At 37.9% G+C, this 20,634-nt stretch carries 16 protein-coding genes; 11 read left to right on the top strand and 5 right to left on the bottom strand.

From position 1 onward, the window contains the following. Window positions 1-24: 24 nt before the first annotated feature. The 4 genes from amvA (at window position 25) to GO593_RS18015 (ending at window position 6,337) form a co-directional block, all read left to right on the top strand. The gene (amvA, locus tag GO593_RS18025) at window positions 25-1,503 is read left to right on the top strand and encodes a multidrug efflux MFS transporter AmvA (protein WP_001170309.1); all 1,479 of its coding nucleotides are present in this window, start codon (window positions 25-27) and stop codon (window positions 1,501-1,503) included. A gap of 173 nt (window positions 1,504-1,676) precedes the next feature. Beyond that, complete coding sequence (locus GO593_RS18020; RefSeq protein WP_000285249.1) at window positions 1,677-3,785, top strand: DNA polymerase III subunit gamma/tau; 2,109 nt, start codon at window positions 1,677-1,679, stop codon at window positions 3,783-3,785. 144 nt (window positions 3,786-3,929) lie between these two features. Continuing rightward, window positions 3,930-4,082 (top strand): hypothetical protein, encoded by a 153-nt coding sequence (locus tag GO593_RS19105; protein WP_002011867.1) that lies wholly within the window; start codon window positions 3,930-3,932, stop codon window positions 4,080-4,082. Window positions 4,083-4,108: 26 nt separating this feature from the next. Further along, window positions 4,109-6,337 (top strand): phosphocholine-specific phospholipase C, encoded by a 2,229-nt coding sequence (locus tag GO593_RS18015; protein WP_000632985.1) that lies wholly within the window; start codon window positions 4,109-4,111, stop codon window positions 6,335-6,337. 48 nt (window positions 6,338-6,385) lie between these two features. On the opposite strand, the gene GO593_RS18010 is transcribed toward GO593_RS18015, so the two are convergent. After that, the gene (locus tag GO593_RS18010; protein ID WP_000165801.1) at window positions 6,386-6,820 is read right to left on the bottom strand and encodes an acyl-CoA thioesterase; all 435 of its coding nucleotides are present in this window, start codon (window positions 6,818-6,820) and stop codon (window positions 6,386-6,388) included. Then, window positions 6,820-7,977 carry an iron-containing alcohol dehydrogenase gene (locus GO593_RS18005; protein ID WP_000017875.1) on the bottom strand — a complete coding sequence of 386 codons (1,158 nt, stop codon included), beginning with the start codon at window positions 7,975-7,977 and terminating at the stop codon, window positions 6,820-6,822. Before GO593_RS18005 ends, GO593_RS18010 begins: the two co-directional genes overlap by 1 nt. Before the next feature lie 225 nt (window positions 7,978-8,202). On the opposite strand from GO593_RS18005, the gene GO593_RS18000 reads away from it, so the two are divergent. The 5 genes from GO593_RS18000 to GO593_RS17980 all read left to right on the top strand — a co-directional run bounded on the left by GO593_RS18000 (window position 8,203) and on the right by GO593_RS17980 (window position 13,468). Continuing rightward, the gene (locus GO593_RS18000) at window positions 8,203-9,447 is read left to right on the top strand and encodes a lactonase family protein (RefSeq protein WP_002134657.1); all 1,245 of its coding nucleotides are present in this window, start codon (window positions 8,203-8,205) and stop codon (window positions 9,445-9,447) included. Between the two features lie 300 nt (window positions 9,448-9,747). After that, window positions 9,748-10,251 carry a low molecular weight protein-tyrosine-phosphatase gene (locus tag GO593_RS17995; RefSeq protein ID WP_000388070.1) on the top strand — a complete coding sequence of 168 codons (504 nt, stop codon included), beginning with the start codon at window positions 9,748-9,750 and terminating at the stop codon, window positions 10,249-10,251. A gap of 19 nt (window positions 10,252-10,270) precedes the next feature. Further along, entirely contained in the window at window positions 10,271-11,305 is a 1,035-nt protein-coding gene (murB, locus tag GO593_RS17990; protein ID WP_002134661.1) for a UDP-N-acetylmuramate dehydrogenase, read from the top strand. A 4-nt stretch (window positions 11,306-11,309) separates the two neighbouring features. Further along, on the top strand, window positions 11,310-12,440 hold the full coding sequence (locus GO593_RS17985) for a YdcF family protein (protein ID WP_001127151.1): 1,131 nt from the start codon (window positions 11,310-11,312) through the stop codon (window positions 12,438-12,440). Beyond that, window positions 12,440-13,468: an alpha/beta hydrolase gene (locus GO593_RS17980; RefSeq protein WP_001290023.1), complete on the top strand. Its 1,029-nt coding sequence runs from the start codon at window positions 12,440-12,442 to the stop codon at window positions 13,466-13,468. Before GO593_RS17985 ends, GO593_RS17980 begins: the two co-directional genes overlap by 1 nt. 41 nt (window positions 13,469-13,509) lie before the next feature. Here GO593_RS17980 and GO593_RS17975 read toward each other — a convergent pair whose 3' ends face one another. From GO593_RS17975 to GO593_RS17965, 3 genes are all read right to left on the bottom strand, one after another. Next, on the bottom strand, window positions 13,510-15,183 hold the full coding sequence (locus GO593_RS17975) for an FMN-binding glutamate synthase family protein (RefSeq protein ID WP_000157981.1): 1,674 nt from the start codon (window positions 15,181-15,183) through the stop codon (window positions 13,510-13,512). Between the two features lie 164 nt (window positions 15,184-15,347). Next, window positions 15,348-16,688, bottom strand: a complete 1,341-nt coding sequence (locus GO593_RS17970; RefSeq protein ID WP_000075471.1) for a PepSY-associated TM helix domain-containing protein — start codon at window positions 16,686-16,688, stop codon at window positions 15,348-15,350. A 610-nt stretch (window positions 16,689-17,298) separates the two neighbouring features. Continuing rightward, window positions 17,299-17,871, bottom strand: coding sequence for a TetR/AcrR family transcriptional regulator (locus tag GO593_RS17965; protein ID WP_000043929.1), 573 nt, complete (start codon window positions 17,869-17,871; stop codon window positions 17,299-17,301). A gap of 323 nt (window positions 17,872-18,194) precedes the next feature. Here GO593_RS17965 and GO593_RS17960 point away from each other — a divergent pair, with 323 nt between their 5' ends. Both GO593_RS17960 and GO593_RS17955 read left to right on the top strand, forming a co-directional pair. Continuing rightward, the gene (locus GO593_RS17960) at window positions 18,195-19,058 is read left to right on the top strand and encodes a heme oxygenase-like domain-containing protein (protein ID WP_000037356.1); all 864 of its coding nucleotides are present in this window, start codon (window positions 18,195-18,197) and stop codon (window positions 19,056-19,058) included. A 284-nt stretch (window positions 19,059-19,342) separates the two neighbouring features. Continuing rightward, a complete protein-coding gene (locus GO593_RS17955) occupies window positions 19,343-20,509 on the top strand; it encodes an MFS transporter (protein ID WP_001983694.1) in 1,167 nt (388 codons plus the stop codon). Window positions 20,510-20,634: the final 125 nt, after the last annotated feature.

Here is a 20,634-nt window from a genome sequence, read left to right as displayed (position 1 = left end):
AAGTTTTGGATATTGAAGAGCGTTATGCAAAAAAAATGGTTAATCCTGACAATTATCGTCCTCATTTATTTACCAGTTACGATTGATGCAACGGTAATGCATGTTGCAACACCATCTTTAAGTGCAGCATTGAATTTAACTGCCAATCAGCTTTTATGGATTATTGATATTTATTCACTGATTATGGCGGGTTTGATTTTGCCGATGGGTGCACTTGGTGATCGTATTGGCTTTAAAAAATTATTATTTATTGGAACCGCAGTTTTTGGTGTGGGTTCGTTAGCTGCGGCTTTTTCTCCAACTGCCTATGCCTTAATTGCTTCTCGTGCTGTCTTAGGTCTAGGGGCAGCTATGCTTATTCCTGCCACTTTATCCGGTATCCGTAATGCCTTTACCGAAGAAAAGCAGAGAAATTTTGCACTTGGTCTTTGGTCTACAGTAGGGGGAGGCGGAGCAGCTTTTGGTCCATTAGTCGGTGGTTTTGTATTAGAGCATTTCCACTGGGGAGCTGTATTCCTCATTAATATCCCGATTATTTTAGCCGTTCTAGTTATGATCGTGATGATCATTCCTAAACAACAAGAGAAAACTGATCAGCCAATTAACTTAGGGCAAGCTTTAGTTTTGGTTGTAGCAATTTTAAGCCTCATCTATTCAATTAAATCGGCTATGTATAACTTCTCGGTGCTCACGGTTGTGATGTTTGTGGTGGGTATAAGCACATTAATTCACTTCATTCGAAGCCAAAAAAGAGCTACGACACCAATGATTGATCTGGAATTATTTAAACATCCAGTGATTTCTACCAGTATTGTTATGGCAGTTGTGTCCATGATTGCTTTGGTTGGCTTTGAATTACTTTTGTCTCAAGAGTTGCAGTTTGTACACGGGTTTTCTCCATTACAGGCGGCGATGTTTATTATTCCATTTATGATTGCAATTAGTTTAGGTGGTCCATTAGCAGGTATTTGTTTAAATAAATGGGGTTTACGTAGAGTATCGAGCCTAGGTATTTTAGTGAGCGCGCTCAGTTTATGGGGGCTTGCTCAGCTTAATTTTTCAACCGACCACTTTTTAGCATGGACATGTATGGTCTTTTTGGGCTTTAGCATTGAGATTGCCTTACTGGCCTCAACTGCTGCCATTATGTCATCTGTGCCCCCTCAAAAGGCGAGTGCAGCAGGTGCCATTGAGGGAATGGCCTATGAACTTGGCGCTGGCTTAGGTGTCGCTATTTTTGGTTTAATGTTGTCTTGGTTTTATAGCCGCTCAATTATTTTGCCAGCCGAGCTTCCGTCAGACTTAATTGAAAAAGCGAGTATCTCGATTGGAGAAACCATGCAATTAGCCTCTAATCTTGAAAATCCTTTAGGAGGGCAATTAGTTGTAGTGGCGCAGCAAGCTTTTAGCTATGCACATAGTTGGGTGCTTACCCTCTCAGCGATCTGTTTCTTCCTTTTAACTGTATTTGTCTGGTTTAGTTTTCCGAAGAAAGTAGATTAATATTTTTCACAGTATTTAAAGTTTCGGTAGAGAACCTTTTCTTCGAAACTTTAAAATTCACTGATAGTCCAGACAAATGATGTAGTTCGCAGTTTATCTGTACGGATATGAGCTTTATACGTTCACACTCTTTTAAAAACAAAGTATGCTTATGCCTGTAACAAGGAGCATACATGTATCAAGTACTTGCTAGAAAATACCGTCCACGTAATTTCAATGAGTTAGTGGGACAAAACCATGTTTCTCGTGCATTAAGTAGTGCATTGGAACGCGGTCGTCTTCACCATGCTTATTTATTTACAGGAACGCGTGGTGTAGGTAAAACTACAATTGCACGTATTTTAGCCAAGTGTTTGAACTGTGAAACAGGTGTGACTTCTACGCCATGTGAAGTTTGTGCCACTTGTAAGGCGGTAAATGAAGGCCGCTTTATTGACCTAATCGAAATCGATGCTGCTTCAAGAACAAAAGTAGAAGATACGCGTGAACTTTTAGACAACGTTCCTTATGCACCAACTCAAGGCCGTTTTAAAGTTTACCTGATTGACGAAGTACATATGCTCTCTACGCATTCTTTTAATGCGTTATTAAAAACACTAGAAGAACCACCAGAACACGTTAAGTTTTTGTTTGCTACGACAGACCCACAAAAGTTACCGATTACGGTCATTTCACGTTGTTTGCAATTTACTCTACGACCTTTAGCTGTCGATGAAATTACCAAGCACCTCGGTGCTATTCTTGAAAAAGAACAGATTGCTGCTGACCAAGATGCAATCTGGCAAATTGCTGAATCTGCACAAGGTTCATTACGTGATGCATTATCTTTAACTGACCAAGCGATTGCTTATGGGCAGGGTGCTGTACATCATCAAGATGTTAAAGAAATGCTTGGCTTGATTGACCGTACGATCATATATGATTTGATTTTAGCGGTTCATCAAAACCAACGTGAAAAAGTGAGCCAATTACTACTCCAATTTAGATATCAGGCCTTAGATGTCTCGTTAGTACTGGATCAGCTCATTTCAACATTGCATGAGTTGGCTTTATTACAATATTTACCAGAGCTCGGCTTAAAGTACAGTGAAGAAATTAATGCCAAAATTCTTCAGCTTTCTAAACTGATTTCGGCTCAAGATTTGCAGCTTTACTACCAAATCGCATGTAAAGGCCGTTCAGACTTGCAGCTTGCCGTAACGCAAGAGCAAGGTTTTGAAATGTGCGTTTTACGATTATTGGCATTCCGTCCTTTAGCACCAAATGAAATTTTAGTTTCAGAGCCTGTTCAACAAAATGGGCAAGCAGAAGTAGGCCTAAATTCACAAGCTCAAACAGCCCAAGTGATTGCTCCTGTAAGTGCTGTTCAGCCTATTGAAGTTATTAGCCAACCCGCTATGGTTGAACCTGAACCTGAACCTGAACCTGAACCTGAACCTGAACCTGAACCTGAACCTGAACCTGAACCTGAACCTGAACCTGAACCTGAACCTGAACCTCAGCCTAATCAGGACTTAATGGTATTTGACCCAAATCATCATGAGTTGATTGGACTTGAGTCAGCAGTTGTTCAAGAGACTGTTAGTGTTCTTGAGGAAGATTTCATTCCGGTACCAGAACAAAAGTTAGTACAAGTTCAGGCTGAAACCCAAGTCAAACAAATCGAACCTGAACCAGCTTCTACTGCTGAGCCTATAGGTTTATTTGAAGCATCGAGTGCTGAATTTTCACTTGCTCAAGATACGTCAGCTTATGACTTGGTTTCTGAACCTGTTATTGAACAACAGTCATTGGTGCAAGTTGAAATTGTTGAAACAGTTGCGGTGGTAAAAGAGCCTAACGCAACAGATAACAGCCAGCTGATGCCACAAGATATTTTAAAGTTGCCATCACAAACTTTGGAAGGTGAGTGGACACTTGAAAAGTGGGAGTTTTGGTTTAGAAATAGCCAGCTTTCTCCAGCCGTTCAAGAACTTGCTCAACATGGTGTGATGACTGGGGAAATTGGTGGCAACACGGTTTTCCATATTCCTCAAGAATATGAAAATATGTTGACTCAGCTACAACAAGCCCTAATTGAAGCTTTAAAGCAGCAGTGGCCAAATACACAATTTACGGTCGAGTATGGTGCAGTCAATACTGCTACACCGTATGTTATGCAAAGCGTTCGTAAAGAAAAAGCTTTCCATCGGGCTACAGAACTATTACAGCAACAACCCGTTATTAAAAGCCTCATAGAGACTTTTGATGGTGAGCTGCAAAATATTCAATTAAAGCCTTAAGTTCAATTGAGTTTTGATCTGGTGAGAAACTTGAAAAAATAGAATTTTCATAGTTTTCACTGGATTGAAATATTCAGGTCACGCCACTGTCATTGTACTTTTCTATGTTAGCCATTTTAGATTTTAAATGGACTATATATCGTCATGAAAAGGCAATACACAGGAACAATTTCCTTTAAATATTCTTATTTTTTATTAATCGGTGCCATTCTGCTGAGTGGTTGTAACGACTCGGCAAATGATAATTCGAATACACCCGACACAGGTAAAAAGCCTGTCATGCGCTGTGCTCCATAAACTTAAATAATAAAAAGAATTTGATCATGATTACACGTCGTAAATTTTTAAATTACTCTTTAAATATGGGCTTTGGCGCTGCAGCGTTGGCGGCTTTCCCATCGAGTATTCAAAAAGCTCTAGCAATTCCTGCAAATAATAAAACGGGTACTATTCAGGATGTTGAACATGTCATCATCTTAATGCAGGAAAACCGATCTTTTGACCATTATTTTGGTACGTTAAAGGGCGTTCGAGGCTTTGCTGACCGTTTTACGATCCCTCTGCCAAATGGTCGCCGTGTCTGGGAACAGCTGAGAAGTAATGGTCAGGTTTTAACGCCTTTTCATTTGGATGGGACGGCCAATAATGCACAGCGTGCAGATGGTACGCCTCATACGTGGGATGACAGTCAGTTGGCGTGGGACAATGGACGTATGGCAAACTGGCCAACTCATAAAACCGATATATCTATGGGCTATTTTAAAGAAAAAGAAATCCCATATCAGTTTGCACTTGCCAATGCCTTTACGATTTGTGATGCCTACCATTGTTCCATGCACACCGGAACAGATGCGAACCGCTCTTTTCATTTAACTGGTACCAATGGTGCAACACCGACCAAGCGTTCATTTGTAAATAATGAATGGGACTGGATTGATGGTAACCCAGCGACGGCAGACCGTGGTTACACTTGGAAAACCTATGCCGAAAGATTAGAAGAAGCAGGGATAAGCTGGATTTGTTATCAGAATATGCCAGATGAATGGGGCGATAATATGTTGGGTGCATTCCGTTCTTTTAGAAAGGCCAACATTGCATCCGGTTATCCCGTTTCAAGCGGTGGGGAGCCGAATAAACCATATGCCGATACGGGTCAAAAACTACCGTATAAAGCCTATGATGCGGCTACTGATAATGCCAAAAATCCACTCTATAAAGGCATTGCAAATACGCTACCGGGCAATAAACCAGAAGAGTATCTCGACGCTTTTAAAAGAGACATTCGTGAAGGTAAATTACCTCAAGTGTCTTGGATTAATGCACCATCAATTTATTGTGAACATCCGGACCCTTCAAGCCCAGTTCAAGGAGCTTGGTTTATCCAAGAAATTATTGATGCATTAACTGCTGTACCAGAGGTGTGGAGTAAAACGGCTCTGCTCATCAATTTTGATGAAAATGATGGTTACTTTGACCATATGCCATCGCCATCAGCACCATCTCGACTCAAAAACGGCCAGTACGCAGGTAAATCGACACTAAGCAATGCTGATATGCAAGATGAATATTTTGATCATGCTGCACCTGAGGGGAGCCATTCACAGCCTACACCTGATGGACGAGTTTATGGTCCGGGTCCTCGTGTTCCTTTATATGTGATTTCTCCATGGAGTCGTGGCGGTTGGGTCAACTCACAAGTTTTTGATCATACTTCCGTGCTCATGTTTTTAGAAAAACGTTTTGGTGTAAAAGAGCTGAATATCAGTCCATACCGCCGTGCAGTGTGTGGTGATTTAACCAGTGCATTTAACTTTAAAACACCAAATGCAGATGTTTTACCGCAGCTGAGTGGTAAACAAACACGTGTGCAGGCAGATGCGCTAAGGGAAAACCAAGAAGCTTTGCCAGCTGTTCCTGTACCCACGGATATTAAGTTACCCATTCAGCAAAGTGGGATCCGTCTATCACGGGCGCTACCTTATGAGTTGCATACTAGTGCGCGTTGTAAAGCAGATGGTAAGGTGCAATTGATTTTTTCTAATACGGGTAAGCAAGCAGCGGTTTTCCACGTATATGATAAGCTCAATTTAGACCGTATTCCAAAGCGTTATATTGTCGAGCCGAATAAAACTTTAGATGATGAGTGGGATACTTTAAACGATAACTTAGGCCGTTATGACCTATGGGTACTTGGTCCAAATGGCTACCATCGTCATTTTAAAGGGGATACTCAACGTATTATCGATAGTGGTGTTAAACCTGAAATTCGAGTGTGCTATGACATTGCTAATGGTGATGTTTATGTCGAACTCATGAATGAGGGAACCAAGGATACAATATTGACAGTAAAACCTTGTGCATATCGACAAGATGCGCCATTGCAACTGACCGTAAAAGCGGGACAAGTTGTTAAGCAACATTGGTCGTTGGCTGATGTTGGGCATTGGTATGATTTTGAAGTTGCGAGCCAGAGTGATCAGTATTATTACCGACGTTTTGCTGGCCGAGTCGAAACAGGTGAGGACTCCTTTAGTGATCCCGCAATGATCTAAGTTAGGATGAGGCAAAAAGAGGAACTTATTTTCTTTTTGCCTCATTTTTTATAATAAAAAATTCTCTAAAACTTCACGGACTGACTCGGATATTGGAACAGTCTTGCGTGTTTCACGATCAACAAACACATGCACAAAATGTCCTTGAGCTGATGCTTGGTCTTGACCTTGTTTAAAGATTGCCAATTCATAGCGTAAAGATGTCGTACCAATTTTACCAATCGCAACGCCTACCTGAATAACTTCTGGAAATGATAACTCTTGAAAAAAGCTACAAGCTGAGTCGACGACTAAACCAATTGATTTTGCTTCATGAATATCAAAACCTGTTTTCTGGATGAGCAAAGCATTGGCTGCCGTATCAAAATAGCTATAGTAGGTCACATTATTCACATGACCGTAAATATCGTTATCTGCCCAGCGCGTTTGAATATCTAAAAAGAATTTAAATTGATCACGAGTTTTTAAAACGGGTTTAGTCATTAATAAATCGCCTGATAAATTGCTAAAGCAGCTGCTTCTGTCATGTCACGTGGATTATTTTGTAGTAATCGAGTTTGCAACATGGCATCTTGAGCAAGTCTTGGTAAGCTAGACTCTTCAATACCTAAATCACTAAGTTTTAAAGTCAAACCACTACGGTCTAAGTGATTTTGCATATGGTCAATAAACAGATCACACAACCCATCGGTGCTGCCATTACTATATGGATCAAGCCATTGCATAAGTTCTGCATAGTATTGTTTGGCATAAGGCGCATTAAATTTCAGTACTTCAACGAGCACCAAAGCATTGGTATGTCCATGCGACAAGTGAAAATGCCCACCCAATGGATAGGCTAAAGCATGCACGGCAGCAACAGGTGAGTTTGCAAATGCCTGACCTGCAAGCATTGAGCCGAACAGCATGTTCTGACGTGCCTCTAAATCATTACCGTTTTTAAGAACTTTCGGTAAGTTATGGTTCAGCAGCTTCAAAGCGTGTTTCGCTAAAATATCGGTATAAATATTTTTCTTATGTTTAGAGGTATATGCCTCAATGGCATGGACCATCGCATCAATACCTGTGGCAGCCGTAATATGGGCAGGGAGATTTTGAGTAAAAGTTGCATCAAGAATTGCTGTATCGGCATAGAGTACCGGAGAGACAATTCCCATTTTTGTCGTTTCACCTGTAGTCACTATTGATATGGGCGTCACTTCCGAGCCAGTACCGGCTGTAGTGGGAATTAAAATAAGTGGAAGTCGGGCTGTTTTGACCTGATTTACCCCATACATTTCTTGTAGGTTTTGAGTTTGGTTAGGATGTGCGAGTAAGGCAATCACTTTGGCTACATCTAAAGAACTTCCGCCTCCAAAGCCGACAATAACATCTACATTTTGCTGTTTAGCATAATTCGCTGCATCTAATACCACTTGCTCTGGTGGGTCGGCCTGAACATCAGCATAAATGACATGTTCAATTTTAAGAGTATCTAAAATTTGAAGAATAGGCCGGTGTAACTGATTTTTAATCATACCTGCATCTGTTACCAGTAATAACTTGCGGTAAGTTTTTGATGCCAACACATTCTGTAATTCTTGTATAGAACCGAGTCCTGAAATAATGTTGGGAACGGTCTGAAACTGAAAATGGCTCATATACATTATTTCCTTATTTTTGAAAATTATTATAGATGCATTCTATAGGATTCATTCTGCAAATTCTCTTAAAAGTAGCTGTGCTTTTAAGCTGCATTTAGTTAAAGAAAATTCACTTGAAAATTGGCATTTTATAAACTAATTTTCAAAATCATTAAATGAAATTAGATTGTGAATACCTTATTGGTAAATGCAAATAAGGTAAATTTTTTTAAGGATATGCATGTGAAAATAGATACTGATGTCAAAACTGGATATGGCAAGGATACCGACAAAAATGGATATGCAAATATTAAGTATCGTGAGCTAATTCAAAAATTAACAGCAACATTATCATTGACGCTTTTGTCATTTGGATGGGGCTCTACAGTAAACGCAGCACAACAACAAATCGCTTTAGTAGGAACCTGGACATCTATCCCAGATGCACCGCTTGTGCAAAAACCAGAAAAAGCCAGTGAAGGTTTGTACCAGCTACAAGTTAATGCTGACGGGACCTTAACTCCTGTTAAGGTATTGCAAATGAAAAGTCCATCTTGGGTTGTAAAATCGAAAGATGGCCGTTTTGCATATACCACTAATGAAGAAAATGAAGGGGCGGTAACGGCATTATCGATTCAAAACGGAAAGGTAGAGGTATTGAACACGGTAAATAGTCATGGCGGGCATCCAACACATGCATCCATCAGTTTAGATGGTAAATTCCTATTTGTGTCGAATTATTCTGCATTTGATAAAGGACGTGGCGGTGTCGCTGTTTTGCCAATTTTACCAAATGGACATTTGGGTGAAATGGTACAAAATATTGTTTTTTCGGAGGGTTCTGGTCATGTTAAAGGACGTCAGGATAGTGGCCATGCCCATTCGACAACTTTTAGCCCAGATGGTAAGTATTTATATGCAAGTGATCTTGGAAATGACAAAGTCTATGCTTTTCGTTACAACCCAAGTAAGCCTCAACCACTTGAAGCGGACAAGAGCCGAGATGTGAGTTTTAAGCATGGTTCTGGTCCACGTCATATGGTCTTTTCACCAAATGGTAAACAGGCATACATTACCGCGGAAATGCGAAGTGAAATTGTGACGTTTAACGTACAAGATGGCCATTTGAAAAAAGTCGCTGAGCTAAAACTAGTTCACGAAGATAAAACACCTGAATTCAAGAGCGCAAGTGGAATTATTCTTAGTCCAAATGGTAAGTATGTGATCGCTGCAAATCGTGGTGCGGATAACAAACTTTTGGTATTTAAAATCCAACAGAATGGGCTGTTAGGTCAACCGCAAGTTTATAAGGCCAATGGTATTGAACCACGTGCTTTTTCATTTGATGAGTCAGGTAAATATCTGTATGTGACGAATGTTTATAGTAATAACATTAGCTTATTCCGTTTTGATACCAAAAATGGCTCATTAAAACCTTTAGGCGATGCAGCTAAAATATCGACTCCAACTGATATCAAATTCTTTTAATAATTTTTCCTCACACTGATCCTGCAATATTTATAAGCTATTAGATTTTTCAGTGTTCATTGCTACAGATACTCAATCTTGAAAGACAATCAAGATTGAGTTGAGGATTGAGCACATAGAAAATTCCTTTAAAATCTCTTATTTTACTTTTCAAGCCGCGTGAGTTTTGAGAAAATGAGAGCTTGTCACAATGGTCAATTCAAACCTGATAATAATGGATAATTTTGTCGGGTTTTTGCAGATTTTTGCGTGTAAAATACTTATTTATTTTTTAGTTTAAGTGGTTGGAATAAATTTCTAATGGAAGCACAGTATAAGGTGTTATGTGTCTGTTTAGGAAATATTTGCCGTTCTCCCACGGCTGAAGTGGTTTTTAGACATTATTGTGATCAGCATCAACTCAATATCATTGTCGATTCAGCTGGAACAAGTAACTATCATCCAAATAAAGCACCTGATCAGCGTAGCCAATTGCATGCAAAAAAAAGAGGTTATGACTTATCTTCTTTGCGGGCAAGACAACTTTCAACTCAAGACTTTTTAGATTTTGATTTGATTTTGGCAATGGATCATCAAAACTTTGATGATATTCACGACTTGCTACAAAGAGCTATCTTCCAATTTGGCAGTCATCAAATTCGGGCAAAAGTGGCATTAATGAGTGAACATGATCCTCAATATCCACAACAAGCTCTGCCTGACCCTTACTATGGTGGAGATGAGGGCTTTGAACGTGTACTCGACCAATGTGAATCAAGTGCGTTGGCGTGGATTAATATCCTAAAAAAACAATTGAATGTTTAAAAACAGGTTTTTCAATACAATGCAAATTCAAAATCAAGTACAGCTTAAGCCATTCAATACTTTAAGTTTAGATGTTACAGCTTCTCATTACACTAAGGTCAAATCTATTGAAGATATTGAAGAAGCTTTAGCTTTTGCTAAAGAGCATGAGCTAAATGTACTTGTATTATCTGGCGGTAGTAACATGCTATTACCGCAACAAATTAATGCTTTAGTTATTCATCTTGATATTCAGGGTATAGACGTTTTATCTGAAGATCAGGATTTTATTCGAGTTAAAGTCGGTGCAGGGCAGGTTTGGCACGATTTCGTTTTATATAGTACAAAGCAGAATTGGTTTGGCTTGCAGAACTTGGCACTTATTCCGGGCTTGGTTGGTGCTTCACCAGTGCAAAATATTGGTGCTTATGGTGTTGAGGTTGGTGAGTTTATTGAGTCGGTACAAGTCTATGACCGTCTATTAAAACAAACCAGATCAATTTCGGCAGCAGATTGTCATTTTTCTTACCGTCATAGCATTTTTAAAGATGACCCAGCTCGTTACATCATTACTCATGTCACCTTTAAGCTGCTTAAACAAGCCAATCTAAAGCTAAATTACGGCGATTTAAAACAGGCAGTAGGAGATAACCTGACTGCTGAAAATTTACAAAATCAGGTCATTCATATTCGTCAAAGTAAATTACCTGATCCAAAAGAATATCCGAATGTAGGAAGTTTCTTTAAAAATCCGATTGTAAATACTCAAGAATTTGAGCGATTAATCGCACAATTCTCAACAATTCCACATTATCCTCAGGCTAATGGTAACGTTAAAATTGCTGCTGGTTGGTTAATTGATCAGGCTGGATGGAAAGGTAAACAGCTCGGTGTAGTGGGAATGTTCCATAAGCAAGCCTTGGTTTTGGTGAATTATGCCAATGCATCTCTTGCGGATGTAAAGAAAACTTATCAAGCTGTACAACATGATGTTGAACAGCGTTTCCAAATTATGTTAGAACCAGAGCCTGTGCTTTATAACAATTTAGGTTTAATTGAAAATCATACGGAATAGTTTTATGCCAAAAGTACACTTGATGGTACGTTTTGTACAAGTAGTTACTGTACTATTTGTACTATTAGGCTGTTTCGTGATTTTTTTATATTCGCCGTTTTATTCAAAACTTATTGTAGCTGGACTTAACTATTTTGTTCCGGTAGATGTTAATGAGGTGGCTGCGGAAAGCCAGCGAAAAGCAGCATTAAGTGAACATGATAACTTAGAGCCAGGGTCAAATTTATGGATTGCTCGTCAGGCTTATTTGAAGTTAACAGAAGATGCTTTACGTGAAAATAAGACAGCAGATTTGGGTTACATACAAGAAAACTATAAGGCTTTGCAGCAAATTATTCTTTTAGAAGAAAAAGAACAAGAACTACAGGAAGAGAAAGAAACGACGGCTGTGAGTGTTCCTTTGGTTGCGAAAAACTCAGAAATTGATGCGGCCGATGAAGCAAGTAGTCCTATCGATGCAGCACTTTCTATTAATAGTTCTGAAAATAAAGCCCTTACAGAGCAATATACGGAGTTTTTAGCAAGAAAACCTGTAGTGCCAGAGCATCAAAAAGCGGCGAGTGAGCCTGAGCAGAAAGTTGAATATGTTCGTAAAAACCCTCTGCCTGCTCAACCTAAAAAGTTATCAGAACCTTATGCGATTGTAGTATTGGGCGGTGGTTTAACTTTAGATAAAAATGGCAAAGATATTGTAGTTAACAGCTATACGCGGTTAAGACTAGAAAAAACCTTAGAAGTTGAAAAGAAAAACCATCTACCTATCGTACTAAGTGGTGTTGAAGCTCCTTATATGCAAGCATGGTTGAAAGCGCGTGGGGTAGATGCAAAATTATTAGAAAAGCGCAGTATGAATACCTGTGAGAATACTCGCTTTAGTTCATTGTTACTTCAAAAGAAAGGTGGTGCGCCTACAGTTATGCTGGTCACAGATGAATATCATATGCCACGTACGCGCCGTTTATTTGCTTTAAATGGGATAGAAACTATTCCTGTTACTGCTCCAATGCCAACCCCGCTTACACGTTGGCAACCGAGTATACAAAACTACGATCATAGTCGTCGTGCAAATTATGAATTACTTGCGACAATTCGTGACATGTTATTTGGTTCAAGTGATTGTCGAGAGGTGCCTTAATGTCTGAGATTCCATTTCTCAATCCTGCCGTATTAAAACAATTAGATTTACCGGTTCCGAACCGTGAACTCACTCCGCAAGTTTTAAGCCCACTCAATTTAAATACCTTAGAAGAGCCTTCTCGCGAGCTTTTAGCATATCGTAAATTATACGGTTTACATTTACTGGACTGTGAGCATTGGCAAGGCTATGTCCAAATGCCTTTATTTCGTCTGCATGTTCAAGTTTTTAAACCTAAATTAGACAAAATCCAAGGAACCGTATGTTTATTGCATGGTTATCTGGAGCATAGCGGAATTTATCAACCCATTATTCGCGAAATACTCGAACAAGGTTTTAGTGTTATTACCTACGACTTACCTGGTCATGGTTTGAGTAATGGTTCACCTGCAAGTATTCAAAATTTTGACCATTATCAACAAGTTTTGATGGCGGTTTATCAATATGTCAAACATGCTGATCAATTACCGAAACCATGGGTAGGTATTGGTCAAAGTACGGGTGGGGCAATCTGGATGCATCACTTGCTTGAGTATGCAGAAAAAAGACAAGATCCAATCGTCGATAGGGTTTTATTGCTTTCACCATTAATTCGACCTGCTAAAACGGCATGGTGGCATAATCCGGTAGGTCTAGGCATTATTCGTCGTATTAAGCGTCAAGTGCCTCGACACTTTAGACGGAATAACCATAATCCTGAATTTTTAAGATTTATTCGTTTAAAAGATCCATTGCAGCCACGCATGATGGGCATGGACTGGATTTTGGCAATGTCAAAATGGATGCAGGAAATGGAAGAGCGACCTGCTTGTCGTATTCCTGTCTGGCTTGCACAAGGGGCATTAGATCAAACAGTAGACTGGCGTTACAACATCGAGTTTATTCGCCGTAAGTTTAGGCTTCAAACCTTATTGATGCTAGAAGAGGGTTCTCATCAATTAATTAACGAACGTGCAGATATTCGTGCGGCTTTAACAGGTTTAATTCCAGCCTTTTTGCATGCAAAGCCGAAACATTTTTATTATTAAAGTTTGAAGCTGCCTCTATAGGCAGCTCCAGTTTTAACTATTTAAAAATGATTGGCGTCAGCCATATTCCACATACGATAATAGAAATTATCATCATCATTTTTCAGTTCAGATTGTAAAAGCTCACCTTCTTTTAAGAAGAAGTGTAATTGAGCATAGTTTTTAATTTCACGGTCATTAATCCGTTGAGCTAAATGATGAGCTTTAATATCCGATGGATGACGTAAACCTGCCGCAGCAATCATTTCTGATAATGCATGTAATGTATTTTTATGGAAATTAAATACACGTTCTGCTTTGGTCGGTACATGAAGTGCTTTCTGGCGATCTTTATCTTGGGTTGCAACGCCTACAGGACATTGGTTTGTATGGCAACTTTGCGCTTGAATACATCCAACTGCAAACATAAAACCACGTGCTGAGTTCACCCAATCTGCACCGAGAGCAAATGTGCTGGCAATATCAAATGCACTAATAATTTTACCGCTTGCACCAATTTTAACTTGATCTCTTAGGCCAGCACCTACAAGTGTATTATGAACAAAACGTAGGCCTTCACGTAATGGTGTTCCGATATAGTCACTAAACTCAATAGGGGCTGCGCCAGTACCACCTTCAGAACCATCAACTACAATAAAATCAGGCACAATTTTTGTTTCAAGCATTGCTTTTACAATACTCATAAACTGCCAAGGTTGACCAATACACAGTTTGAAACCTACCGGTTTGCCACCAGATAAAGTCCGTAACTTCTGTAAGAAATGCATCATTTCAATTGGTGTCGAAAAGCTTGAATGCTTGGCAGGAGAGATACAATCATGGTCACGGGAAACACCACGGATTTCGGCAATTTCAGCAGTAATCTTATGTTTAGGTAAAATACCGCCATGGCCCGGTTTAGCCCCTTGCGAAAGCTTAAGCTCAATCATTTTGATTTGTGGCAATTGAGACTGCTTAGCAAACTTCTGTTCATCAAATTTTCCGTCTAAAGTTCGGCAGCCAAAATATCCACTGGCAATTTGCCAAACAATATCACCACCATTTTCTAAATGATAAGGGCTGAGACTACCTTCACCGGTATCGTGATAAAAACCGCCTAATTGTGCTCCTTTGTTTAATGCACGTATTGCATTCGCACTTAAACTACCAAAGCTCATGGCAGAGATATTCATAATGGATGCACTATAAGGTTGAAGGCATTGGGCATTACCAATTTGAATACGGAAACTCTTAGGATCCGCTGGTGGACATGGACTAATGGAATGAACAATAAAGCGATAATCTTCTTGGTAGACATCAATAATTGATCCAAAAGGTTTATCTGCATTCTCATTTTTAGCACGTTGATAAACCAAACTTCTTTGCATACGTGAGAAAGGAAGGGCATCTTGATCCGCTTCAATAAAGTATTGGCGAATTTCAGGGCGTATATCTTCAAATAAAAAACGGAAATGGCCCATAATCGGGTAATTTCTTAAGATTGAATGTCTATTTTGTAAGACATCATATAGACCTAATAAGCTTAATGCGCCACTGACGACCCATAAACCGTTGAGTAAAGTATCCGAAATAAAATAATAAATACTATGAGGTGTATATACGGTTCTAAACCACGTGATTGTGAGTGCAGTAAAAATACACAAGAACCAAATAGAGTGGCGTGAAAAGAATGTATTGAGAAATTTATGTCGAATGATTTGTGCCGGACTCGCCATATGTGAACAAATTCCTAATGTTTTACTGGCACATACCTTGCCAAGAAGCAGCCAAAACTACAAGTAGGGAATTGTTTAACCGGTATTTTATTCATTTAATCTTTTACCAACTGATCATCTCCCTAATACGAGAAGCTGATGAGTTGGCAAAGACCAGAGCTTTATTAAGCTTTAAGAGGGAGCTGTTTTTTTATGAGCAAAATAAATAAGGTGATGACTAAGCTAAATCCAAAAATAGGTAAACTCAGCCCTAGAGCAGCAAGCATTAATATCGTAATTATTCTTTGTTGTGTAGTTGCATGTTTCCATACGAACAAAGTTTGGTTAATAAAATGATGGGTCGTAAGTTTTACATTGGAGGTTTTAAACCAAGCTTTATACGCATAAACAATCATTACACATAGCCCGAGCGCATACAGAACCAGAATCAATTGATTGACCCAACCGAATAGTACCCCAATATGTGCATCAACTCCCCAGCGTGTAAGTTTTGCAACTAATGAATAATCTTTAAAAGCGAGTTTATCGATTACCTTGTGTTCATGCATATCAATCGCAATACTATCTGCTTGTGTGGGCCATTTACGCTGTATTTCCGCAACAGTCCAAGCTTGGTTCTCAGCAACTGGCGGTTTGATTTGTATTTCTGTTGAATTAATCCCATTTGCTCGAGCAATTGCTAATACAGCATCGAATTCAGCTGGCATGATGTCTAAATTTGGCGTTTCCATGATCATTTCGTGATGTTCATGATGAGCCATTTCTGGCAATGAAATCTGATTTAGTGAGGTGGTCAATGTTGGTGTTTGCCAGTTTAACCATTGACGGGCAATACGAATATTATCACCAGCCCATTGAGACCATGTAAGACCAGTAATCGCAATGAACAATAAAAGTGGTAGTAAAGCTAACCCAATAGAACTATGCCATTTTAATAAGTGATTTTTATTTGTTTGTCTGTTTTTGAAGTTTGAGCGACGCTTCCACCAACTGTATAGCCCACTTAAAGTTAAAAAACCAAGCCAACTTGCAGCAAGTTCACTATAAAAACGTCCCCATTTTCCTAATAATAAATTGCTGTGTAATTGATCTAAGAATGTACGTAACGGTAATACGCCACTGGTTCCATACACAGCAAGTTGTCCTTTTACAGAAAGCGTATAAGGATCAATAAAAATGGCTTCATTATTTAGATGGTGTGTATGATCGGAAAAAATAACCCGCGTAGTTTGCACAGGGCTTGGTGATGGTCTGACTTCTGTAATTTTTGCAGTTGCAGGCATGACCTCTCTTGCGCTTTCAATCTGCTGGCTTAGGGGGTGTATCTCCTTATTTAAAGGCTGAACGTATAATACATCTTTATAGATGAATTGCTCTAGCTGAGGCGTAATTGCATATAGTAAGCCAGTAAATGCGGCAACAAATATAAATGGGGCAATAAAAATACCAGCATAAATATGTATGAGACGGAAGAGACTACGCCAAAAGCTAGAAGTAGGGGACATTTTAAAGTGATATCGAGCAAACTTTGTCGTGAAGTATATCTACTTTAAATTGTATTTTGAAATTGCACTTTTCATTGGTTAGCTTGATTGTAGATTTTCTAAAGTATCATTGTGCTGAATTACTAGCAATGCTGTTGCTTGGTGTTATGAAATATCTCGTAAATTTTGCTCTCTAAATACACAGCTCATATGATCAATACAATATTTAGTATAGATATTTATGAAAAAGCACTTTATAGAAAAATTTTTATTGTTAAGTTTGTTTTAAATATTATTCTTTTAATTTATCTAGAGAAACTAAATTATCTATGATTTATTTGTTAGTATTATAATTCCGTAATTTATTCTAGTACCAATAGATTTATGATGTTGGTTTGAATGAGTGCAGCTAATGAGTAAGAACTCTTTTAGAGATATTAAGAGTGTATGTATAAGCTTTTTAATAAAATTTTATATTGTTACTAATTCTATTGGTTAATATTTTAAGAAAAATTATCTTATTAATTTTTATAATATTTAGTGCTTAATAAAATTTTTAAATGAAACTTCTAGACTAAAAAACAAAAGTATACTCACTTGCTTTTTAGTCTAGTATTTCAATATTATTAAATTAAATAGCGACTAATTCCTCAATTTTCTCAAGATCGATTATTTTTTTAATATAAGACCAAGTTTTTTCAGCATTAATTAAATTTTTATCAATTGTTCCATCATTAATAACCCCATCGAGGATATTAAGAAATAGATTGGTTAATGCAGCGGCGTCCTCTACCTGAATTTTAATTAAGATAGAAAAAACAAGCTCATAGAGCCATTCTCTATATTCATTAATAGGATTTTTAACGGATGGGTAAAGTTGTACTACTTCCATAGTTGCCTTTTTAAATAAGCATCCATTAAATTCTTCTGTGTAAATCCAGTCAATATACCAATTAAATAAGCTTCTGAGTTGAACTAAAGGTAGGTCATTGGTATTGATTCTTTCTAATATAGCAGACTGTATATCAGAGTTCCTTTTGTAAAGACATGATTCTATTAACTTTTCCTTTGAAGGAAAATACTTGTAGAATGTCATCTTTGCAACATTAGATTCAGCAATAATTCTGTCCACTCCAATAGAGTTATAGCTTTTTTCATTAAAAAGGGCAGTTGCTGTTTTTATAATAGTGTCTCTTTTTGACATCGATTTCCCCGTAGTAAATCTTTTGAAATCCGTTTCTTTTTTAAGGCTAGTGCTCTGGCAAAAGTCAGTTTAATCATATTGAAAACGCTAATGTAATACAACATGTGAGAGCCTAAAAAAATAGTATTTTTCGATATTAATTGTTATTTGATTCATTAAAAAAATTCATTAAATTATCCATTGATTTGTAGTAATAATAAACCTAATATCAAATTGTTTAGGGATGAGTATACAATTTTATTTAGTAGCAAATGAATGCACGATTAAAATAATGGGGAACTCATAACCTAACTATAAGAATTAATTTGTTATTGAGAATGATTATGTCAAAAAAATTTGAAGATTTCGATAATCCAAGACAAAAGGCATTACTGGGGATGAAGAATAGTATTCCTACAGAACAGTGGGAAGAAAATCTAAAATTTCTCAAACAATTAAGAGCGAGAATTGCTGAATTACCAGTATGTAAACATCCGGCGATCGAAGTTTTAAATAATGGATTGCTTGATAAATTCACTTTAACAAGAATTCATTTAGAATATCGTCATGCGATTGTTCAGATCTTTACTGATGCCTTATTAATGGCCCAGTTCCAGACAAAACAATTGGAGCCTAAACTCCATTCTGGAGCTAAAATGTTTCCACGCGTTTTATTAAGTTTAAATGTACTTGATGAATTTGGTTTTAGACCAGGAACAGACCCGGACAATTATTATCTAGGTAATCCGGAGTATGCACATTATCCTTTATATGAAGATTTATTGAATGATTATGGTTTGAGTGAGAAGGACCGTAGAGAGTATCAACCTTCAAAAATTGCAGATCAGGTAAGAAATTTTCTAGAATCATCTTATGATAGTTATATTAAAGTAGTTGCTTTACTTGCAGTGGCCGAAGAAGAAGTGATTCTTTTTAGCCCACCACTTCGTGAAGCGACTAAGGCTATTGGTGTAGATGTTGAAGGTGGCGGCTATTACCATGTTCATGGGGTATCTACTGACGAAACCTCAGAAGCAGCAGATGATGATCATGAAGATGATCTCTGGTTTGCGTTAGCGCAAGCAATAACTAAAGAAGACTATGAGAGCTTAACAACGCTTTGTATGGATTATTGTGCTTTATGGAATGAGTTTTGGGATGCACAAATTGCTGATATTCACTACTTAGAAGCAAAGAAGTTAGCATAACTTGTATTCATAGTAAGACGAATAATTGATAAAAACTAAAAAGCCTATTTACATATGAATAGGCTTTTTTAATACTTTAAATCCAGCCCATCTATAAACTAATAACCTGAAGTATTTCATTTAATACATTATTTGCATCTGTGGGAAATGATAGAATTACGAAAGTCAGTAAGTTGATATGTATGTGGTTTAAAAACATGCATCCTATAAGTGTGAGCAAATGAATACATTCATATACAGCTACCTGAAATTTTTAACCTATTGAAAGTACAAAGGTTTAAGTCTTGTTCCAACCATTTACAATCCAAACCAGATTAGGTGGATTCTACTTTTTCTATTATTCCATTGTTGGCACATTTATGCCGTATTGGAATTTATATCTCCAAGATCAGGGGTTTAATTATCAAGAGATAGGTATTTTATCTTCTATTGCTATTGTGACGCGCTTCTTTGCCCCTTTGGTTTGGGGCTGGATCGCCGATAAATCCGGTAAAAGAATGCTATTAGTGCGTATTGCCACATGGATGGAGGCATGTATATGGTTGGCTATTTTTATAATTCCTAATACTTTTCAGTCAGTTGCTTTACTGATGCTTATTTTTAGTTTTTTCCAAAATGCTATTTTAGCTCAATTTGAAGGAGTAACTTTATTTTGGTTAGGAGACCAAAGGGCGAAACTTTATGGCAAGATTCGAAAATGGGGATCAGTTGGGTTTATTGTAGGTGTATTTACAATAGGGGCAATTTTAGAAATCATTCCGATTTCAATGTTGCCTATATTATTGCTTATCATTGCCTCCTTAGCATTTATTTGGGCATTTACGATACGTGAACCAGAAGGGGCCCCAACTTCACAAAAGCATTTAGAACCTTTATTGCCTGTGCTGAAACGTCCTGAAGTTGCTGCTTTTTTCACAATTGAGTTTATTCTTCTTTTTTCACATGCACCTTTTTATAGCTTCTATAGCAATTTTCTGAAATCGTTAAATTTTAGTACAACGGAAATTGGTTTTTTATGGGCTATGGGCGTGGTTTCTGAAATTGTGATGTTTGCATATGCAACTACGTTTTTTAAATATTTTTCTTGGCGTAGCCTTGTAGCAGTATGTTTGATTTTGACAAGTATACGCTGGTTATTAGTTGCTATTTTCTCTCACTATTTCATAGGTCAGTTATTTGCACAGTGCCTACACGCTTTTAGTTTTGGCTTATTTCATCTCATCGCAATGCGGCTTATCTTTCAAAACTTTTCAATAGGGCAACAAGGTCGAGGTCAGGCTTTTTATAGCACCATGTGGGGGCTTGGAGTGGCGTTTGGGAGCATTTTGGCTGGTCATTACTGGAAAATTCTTACGGGTGAGTATATTTTTATGATCGCTGCTTTAGTGGTTCTATTTGGTTTGTGCTTTGTCTATTGGTTACCTAAACAAATCGAAAAGTCAGTTTCTTAGATTAAATAGTGATAAAAATTGTTAGGAATACCGAGTTAAAGATAGAAATTGTTTGATGAGAAGTATTGGTTCGTTACGGTTGAAAAATATTGTTTTTATATGGTTATGAAACAATGTTTTTCTAA

The organism is Acinetobacter baumannii, assembly GCF_009759685.1.
Lineage (GTDB): Bacteria > Pseudomonadota > Gammaproteobacteria > Pseudomonadales > Moraxellaceae > Acinetobacter > Acinetobacter baumannii.
This window is presented reverse-complemented; position numbering and strand designations above follow the sequence as displayed.